This window comes from Campylobacter concisus, from assembly GCF_002912425.1.
Taxonomy (GTDB): Bacteria; Campylobacterota; Campylobacteria; order Campylobacterales; family Campylobacteraceae; genus Campylobacter_A; species Campylobacter_A concisus_AH.
In genome coordinates this window covers 1-6,746 of record NZ_POYR01000123.1, presented here as the reverse complement: position 1 = coordinate 6,746, position 6,746 = coordinate 1, and the positions used below count along the sequence as shown (strand labels likewise).

6 protein-coding genes are annotated in these 6,746 nt (G+C 40.5%); 1 reads left to right on the top strand and 5 read right to left on the bottom strand.

The genetic code is table 11. The features are described from left to right. Positions 1–138: 138 nt before the first annotated feature. From CYP84_RS07015 to CYP84_RS07000, 4 genes are all read right to left on the bottom strand, one after another. A complete protein-coding gene (locus CYP84_RS07015; RefSeq protein ID WP_103637085.1) occupies positions 139–1,269 on the bottom strand; it encodes a glycerate kinase family protein in 1,131 nt (376 codons plus the stop codon). Then, positions 1,266–2,660: a GntP family permease gene (locus CYP84_RS07010; RefSeq protein ID WP_103637084.1), complete on the bottom strand. Its 1,395-nt coding sequence runs from the start codon at positions 2,658–2,660 to the stop codon at positions 1,266–1,268. The genes CYP84_RS07015 and CYP84_RS07010 overlap by 4 nt, the downstream gene beginning before the upstream one ends. A gap of 165 nt (positions 2,661–2,825) precedes the next feature. Further along, complete coding sequence (locus CYP84_RS07005) at positions 2,826–3,788, bottom strand: phospholipase A (RefSeq protein ID WP_103637083.1); 963 nt, start codon at positions 3,786–3,788, stop codon at positions 2,826–2,828. Further along, positions 3,781–4,344, bottom strand: a complete 564-nt coding sequence (locus CYP84_RS07000) for a molybdenum cofactor guanylyltransferase (RefSeq protein WP_103637082.1) — start codon at positions 4,342–4,344, stop codon at positions 3,781–3,783. Before CYP84_RS07000 ends, CYP84_RS07005 begins: the two co-directional genes overlap by 8 nt. Positions 4,345–4,569: 225 nt before the next feature. On the opposite strand from CYP84_RS07000, the gene CYP84_RS06995 reads away from it, so the two are divergent. Beyond that, entirely contained in the window at positions 4,570–4,827 is a 258-nt protein-coding gene (locus CYP84_RS06995; protein WP_012140463.1) for a SemiSWEET family transporter, read from the top strand. Positions 4,828–5,260: 433 nt separating this feature from the next. On the opposite strand, the gene leuC is transcribed toward CYP84_RS06995, so the two are convergent. Continuing rightward, the gene (gene leuC / locus CYP84_RS06990; protein WP_103637081.1) at positions 5,261–6,526 is read right to left on the bottom strand and encodes a 3-isopropylmalate dehydratase large subunit; all 1,266 of its coding nucleotides are present in this window, start codon (positions 6,524–6,526) and stop codon (positions 5,261–5,263) included. Positions 6,527–6,746: the final 220 nt, after the last annotated feature.

Genomic DNA, 6,746 nt, shown 5'->3' with positions numbered 1-6,746 from the left:
AAATTCGTCTTTGCTTTTAAGCGGTTTTATTTTTGCAAAATGTATTAAATTTTGAGAATTTTTGTAGCACTTTGTAAGTAAAATTTGAAGTTAAATTTAGGGGAAAAGATAGAAATTTAGCTTCTATCTTTTTTAAATTTATGCTTTATGGTTTAGCATATAAAGGCGGATGACTTGCTCGGCAGTCATCTTTAAATTTCTAAGGGCATTATCTTTTCGCATGGCTTCTTCAAGGCTCATTGGCTCATTTAGTATGCAAAAATACGCATCAATGCCGTGTTTGTGGCAGTCTTTGGCACATCTTTGCACGCTTCCAGCAAGCGCGATGACTGGCTTATGATGCCTCTTAGCTAGCTTTGCCACGCCTGTTGGGGTCTTGCCCATGGTGCTTTGAAAGTCCATGCGGCCCTCACCGGTGATGACAAGATCAGCCTTTTTGATCTCATCTTCAAGTGCTATTGTCTGCGTAATGATATCGATACCAGGCTTGAGCTTTGCGCCCAAAAACGCCACAAAAGCAAAGCCAAGTCCGCCAGCTGCTCCAGCGCCCTTTTGCGTGTGAAATTTAGTACTATTTTTCTCTTTTACAAGGCTTGCAAAGTTCTTTAGTCCGTCATCAAGTTGCTTTACCATGCGGCCATTTGCGCCCTTTTGTGGGGCATAGACGTAGGCTGCGCCCTTTTGTCCGTAAAGTGGATTATCCACGTCACAGGCGATTAAAAATTCGCACTCTTTTAGCTCTTTTAGCACCTCATCGTCTGAAAAGTCGCAAATTTGAGCCAAATCCTCGCCTTTGCCCTCAAGCAAAGCGCCATTTTTGTCATAAAATTTAAATCCAAGAGCACTTAGCATACCTGTGCCAGCGTCATTTGTCGCACTTCCGCCGATGCCTATGATAAATTTCCTAGCACCCTTGCTAATGGCATCTTTTATCATCTGGCCAAAGCCAAATGTACTAGTTTTCATAGGATTTCTCTCATCAGGATTTATGAGAGTAAGGCCAGAAGCGCTTGACATCTCAAGTATAGCAAGGTCGTCTTTTAGGGCATATCTAGCTAAAATTTCAGTGCCAAGCGGGTTTTTTACAATGGTATCTATAAATTTAGCATCAAGCGCGTCAGCCATAGCCTCCACGCTGCCCTCGCCGCCGTCAGCCACTGGCTTTACGACGACGTCGCAAAAATCCTCAAGCGCCTCTTTTATAGCAAGGCCCGCCTCAAGCGAGCTTAGCGAGCCTTTTAATGAATCAATCGCAACCAAAATTCTCATAAAAGCACCAAAGATAAAATATAAACGCTGATCATTCCAACAACGCCCATGATAAATGTCATCGCTGTTTGTGTGCGGTAACCTTGATCTGCGCTCATCTTACTAAAGTTTGTCACGACCCAGAAGTAGCTGTCGTTTGCGTGAGATACGCACATAGCACCTGATGCTATCGCCATGACGCAAAGTGCGGCTGAAATTTCGCTCGTAAAGCCAAGTGTGTGCATTAGTGAGTTGTCAGCACTAAATGCGCCCATGATAGAGGCTGTCGTGATGATAGCCACGGTCGAGCTTCCTTGAGCGGTTTTTAGCACGGCTGAGATGATGAATGGGAAGAAAATTCCTATCGCTTTTATAGTTGAGGCATTTTCTTTTATGAAATTTACAAAGCCAGCCTCAGTGATGACGTTGCCCAAAACGCCGCCAGCTGCGGTGATAAAGAGTATAGGACCTGCGATCTTTAATGATTCGTTTGTTATATGGTCAAATTCTCTCATCTTTTTAGTTTCAGCTAGTAAAAATACGCAAAAGATCACGCCGATAGCAAGCGCAATGATAGGGTTACCTAAGAATAAAAATATCTTTGGCAAGAGCGCAGCTTTATCAAGCATGCCTTGTTTTGCTAAAACATCAACCACAGAGCCAACCGCCATGAAAATGATAGGCATGATGATAGGAGCAAGGCTCAAAAATCCGCTTGGCAATTTGCCAAATTTATTTAAAAGCTCCTCGTAGCTAGCCGTTATCGTAGCGTCAGCCTCTTTGTCGCTGATAGTTACGCTTTTAGCGATGCTTTTTGAAAAGAAATAAACAGCTACCAAAACAGGCACCGAAACTACTGTACCCATGATGATGACAAGAAGTAAATTCCCTCCAAGGCCAAGCGTGCCAGCAGCAGCTATCGGGCCAGGAGTTGGTGGGATGAAGACGTGAGAAGCGTATAGACCGCCGCTAAGTGCTACTGACATCGCAACTGGGCTTGCTGAAATTTTCTTATAAAGTGCCTCGCGGATAGAGTTTAAAACGACAAAACCGCTATCGCAAAATACCGGTATGCCTACAACCCAGCCCATTATAAGCATGGCAAGCTCAGGGCGTCTTTGTCCGACTAGCTTTACAACCATGTCAGCTAGCTTTAGCGCAGCTCCCGTTTTTTCAAGCACTGTACCGATGATCGTTCCAAAGATGATGACGATGCCGATGCTCTTAAATGTGCCACTAAAACCAACGCCTATCATCGCTGGGATCTTGGATAGATCGATACCTGCGACTATTGCTAGCACCAAAGATATACTCATAAGTGCCAAAAATGGATGCACCTTGAACTTTGAGATCATAAGGATCATAAGGATGATTGCTATAGCAAAACAGACAATCAAAGCTATACCGCTCATGAAAACTCCTTTATTGTGAGATTTTGCTAGTGATTTTAGCAAAATTTGCTTATATTTTTTCTAATATTTTTAAGTTTTTCTATTAGTTAAATTTTTTTCATTATTTTTCTGAAATTTACATCATCTGCCCAAATTTAGCCACTTTATAAGATTAAATTTTTAAGGCTATTTTAAAATAACAAAGCCAAGACCAACCTTATCTGTGTGCCTATCATAATCAATCAAGCTTTCGCCATATCCTGTAAAATACTGCAAATAGCCATAAACGCCGTTTGAAAATATCGGAAACATATATGAAATTTCAGCTGCACCTTTATTTGTTTTATCAAAATGTAAGTTATTTCTTAGCATTAGGCTAAAAATTTGATCATTTAGCTTGTAGCTAAGCCTTAGATCTCCGTGTCCGATGTAGTTTAAAATTTCTTTGTTGTCGTTCTTTTCGCCGATCACGCTCCAAACTCTTGGTGAGATGGTTAAATTTCCATAGACTAAATCGCCTTGCACGTAGGCTCTGTTCCAGCTTCTTGATTTGCTGCCATCTCGTCCGTTTGACTCATGCAAAAGGCCAAATTTTAGATTTTGGATGCCGATTTTCTCTAGATATTTTGGAGAGGCGAAATTTAAGAAAATTTCAGGCTGATAGTTTGTCTCACGAAACGGCGATGACTTTTTAGTGATCTGCCACCACGAAGTCTGCGTGTAGGCTGCCACTAGGCTCTCTCTAAGACCAAAAACGTCGTAAAATAGCGGCTTTGCAAGGCTTATTTGAAACTTGGTCTCAACGCTCTTTCGCCCATCATCTGGCACAGTTTTAGCATAAGTTACTGGCAAAAGGTAGTTAAATTTATAAAGCTCGATGCCAAGTGCATTTTGTAAATTTTTATCGCTTTTATCTCTTAAAAGATCAGCCTGCTTTAGCTTCGCATCATTTGGTGCTGGCTCGCTTGCTTGCGCATTTTGCACCGCTTCTTGCTCGCCTAAAGAGCTTTTGGCTAGCTCTTTATAAATTTGCATTGCACCCTTTATATCGCCACTTTGCTCAAGCTCCTGCGCCCTTTTAAAGTCATCCGTCTTACTTGCCATCAAAAATGTAAGGCTAAGGCTTAAAAGCAATGTAAATTTACTCATTTTTCATCTTTTCATTTGCTATTTTGTACTCATCTGGGAAATTTACGTTAAAAAACTGCTCTTTGTCCTCAAAATTTACTATCTTGCACTTGCAGTTTTTTCGTAAAAGTCCGATTTTGTGCTCATTTTTTTGGTAAAGCTCATGTGCAAGTGGGGCTAAGCTTGGACTAAAAAAGCCACAAAGTGAGTGGATATGCTCATCATCACCAGCCACGACCATCTCAAATTCATCCTTAAATTTAGCCAGCTCGCCAAGACTTTTTGGGTCAAAAAATGGCATATCGGCTGGGATGATAAAGACGCTATGATCAAAGCTTTTTAGCACGCAGTAGAGCGCTAACATCGGCGAATAATCCTCACTGTTCTCATCTTTTATGAGCTTTAGTGGCGGGTTAAATTTCTCAAATTTAGAGCTTACAAAAACATCATCAAAGACTTTGCTAAATTTAGCAACCTGATAATGCGTGAGCGTTTCAAATCCCCCAAATGGCAACAAGGTCTTATCCTGACCCATGCGCGAGCTCTTGCCACCTGCTAAAATGACGCAAGTTTGCATCTTTTATCCTTTTAAATTTCAAAAAATTACAAAAGTATAACCAAATTTTCTAACTCATCTTGTTTTAAATTTATTATCACTTGATAAAAGCTTTGCCCTTAAATTTGCAAAAAAGAGCGCTTTTGCCAAAACAAGGGCTACTTTTTAGCAGATAAAATTAATTTTTTTACCACGCTAATCATAAAGCTAAGAATAATATAATGGCTTACTTTTAAAGGAGATCACATGAGTGAAAGAAATTTACAAATTTTAGGTTGGATAGGCACGTGCTTATCGGTTGTTATGTATTTTTCATACATCCCACAGATAATGGGCAACCTTGATGGCAACAAAACGCCTTATATTCAGCCACTAGCGGCTGCGCTAAACTGCACGATCTGGACAAGTTACGGCCTACTAAAATCTAAAAGAGACTATCCGCTAGCTGCTGCAAACCTACCAGGCATAATCTTTGGACTTTTGGCAACTATAACAGCGTTTTAATGCGCTAAAAAAGCCGGTAAATTTACAAAAATAGCTGGATTTGCCGGTTAAATTTATTTTATACAAACTCTTCAAATTTCTGTGATATTTCAAAAAGTATTAAAAAATAAAATCAATTTTACTTGCAAAAATAATGAAGCATTTTTAGAAGAAACGCTTTTAAATTTCTTTGATTATGTAAAAGAGCCTAGAGCAGCAAGATTTTAAGATAGATTTGGATGTTGTGACGAAATTTTCAGAAAGAATTTCACCAAATTTTGTCACAAATATAAGGCAAAGTATAGTGAGATGGGTTTAATGGCTTTGCTCCCCTTGCGGTCGCAACTGCAAGCAGAAGCAACGTAAAAATTTAGCAAAGATAAGACATTTTAGTCTATCGAGCTAAATTTTTACTAGCTCCGTTAAAAACGCTCGCGAGACGAGCCGTTAAATTCTAAAGATCGCGCGGATCGGTAATTTTACCAGCTACCGCTGAAGCCGCCACAACAGCCGAGTTAGCCAGATAAATTTCACTAGTCCTATCGCCCATACGGCCGACAAAATTTCTATTTGTAGTCGATATGCAGCGCTCATTTGCACCTAAAATACCCATATATCCGCCAAGACAAGCACCACATGTTGGGTTGCTCACAACTGCGCCAGCTTCTATAAAAATGTCGATAAGCCCCTCTTTTTCAGCAGCTCTTGCGATCTTTTGCGTCGCTGGAGTGATGATGAGCCTTGTTTTGCGAGCTACTTTTTTACCTTTTAGGATCTGCGCTGCGATGCGAAGGTCGCTTAGACGGCCATTTGTGCATGAGCCAATAAATGCCTGATCGATAGCTAGATCGTCACTAACTGCCTGCCTTACGCTCTTGCCGTTGCTTGGCAAAAATGGATATGCGATGACTGGATCAAGATTTGTAACATCTATCTCTAAAATTTTGTCGTATTTTGCGCCCTCGTCTGAGTAGAAAAATTTTGGTTTATCGCGTAAATTTTTATCTTTTAAAAACTCTTTTGTGATCTCATCAACCGCGATGATACCGCTCTTTGCGCCAGCTTCGATCGCCATGTTACACATTGAAAATCTATCATCCATGCTAAGAGTGTCTATCACCTCGCCACTAAACTCAAGCGCCTTGTAAAGTGCGCCATCAACGCCTATTTGGCGGATGATCTCAAGGATGAGGTCCTTGCCGTAGACGTGCTTATCAAGCTTGCCTTTAAAGACGACCTTGATACTCTCAGGCACTTTAAACCAGTTTTTGCCAGTGATCATCGCATAAGCTAGGTCGGTGCTGCCCATGCCAGTGCTAAACGCCCCAAGAGCGCCGTGCGTACAGGTGTGGCTGTCTGCGCCGATGATGACGTCGCCTGGTATGACTAGACCTTTTTCAGGCAAAAGCGCATGCTCGATGCCCATATCTTTTTCGTCAAAATAGTTTTTAAGGTCGTGTTTGTAGGCAAATTCGCGTGAAATTTTGGCTTGATTTGCGCTTAGGATGTCCTTTGTCGGGATGTAGTGGTCCATCACGATGGCAAAGCCATCTGGGTTAGCTAGCTTTTTAGCACCACTTCGCTCAAACTGCTTGATCGAAATAGGCGTAGTGATGTCGTTGCCTATGATCATATCGATCTTGCTCTCGATGATCTCTCCTGCGCTTACCTCTTTGCCAACGTGATCTGAAAATATTTTCTCGGTGATAGTTTGTTTCATAAATTTCCTTTAAATTATGAGGCGATTTTAACGAAATTTGTATAAAAAGATATTTAGTCAGCGCTTTAAATCACTATAAATTTGACAAAAAATTTATGCTAAAAATTTTGGCAGATAAGATTTACAAGATAGCATTTTCTTTTTTGTATATTTTAAAATTATAATTTAAGTAACTAAAATCAATTCAACGTAAAATTTAGCCTTAAATTTTATTCTAAAT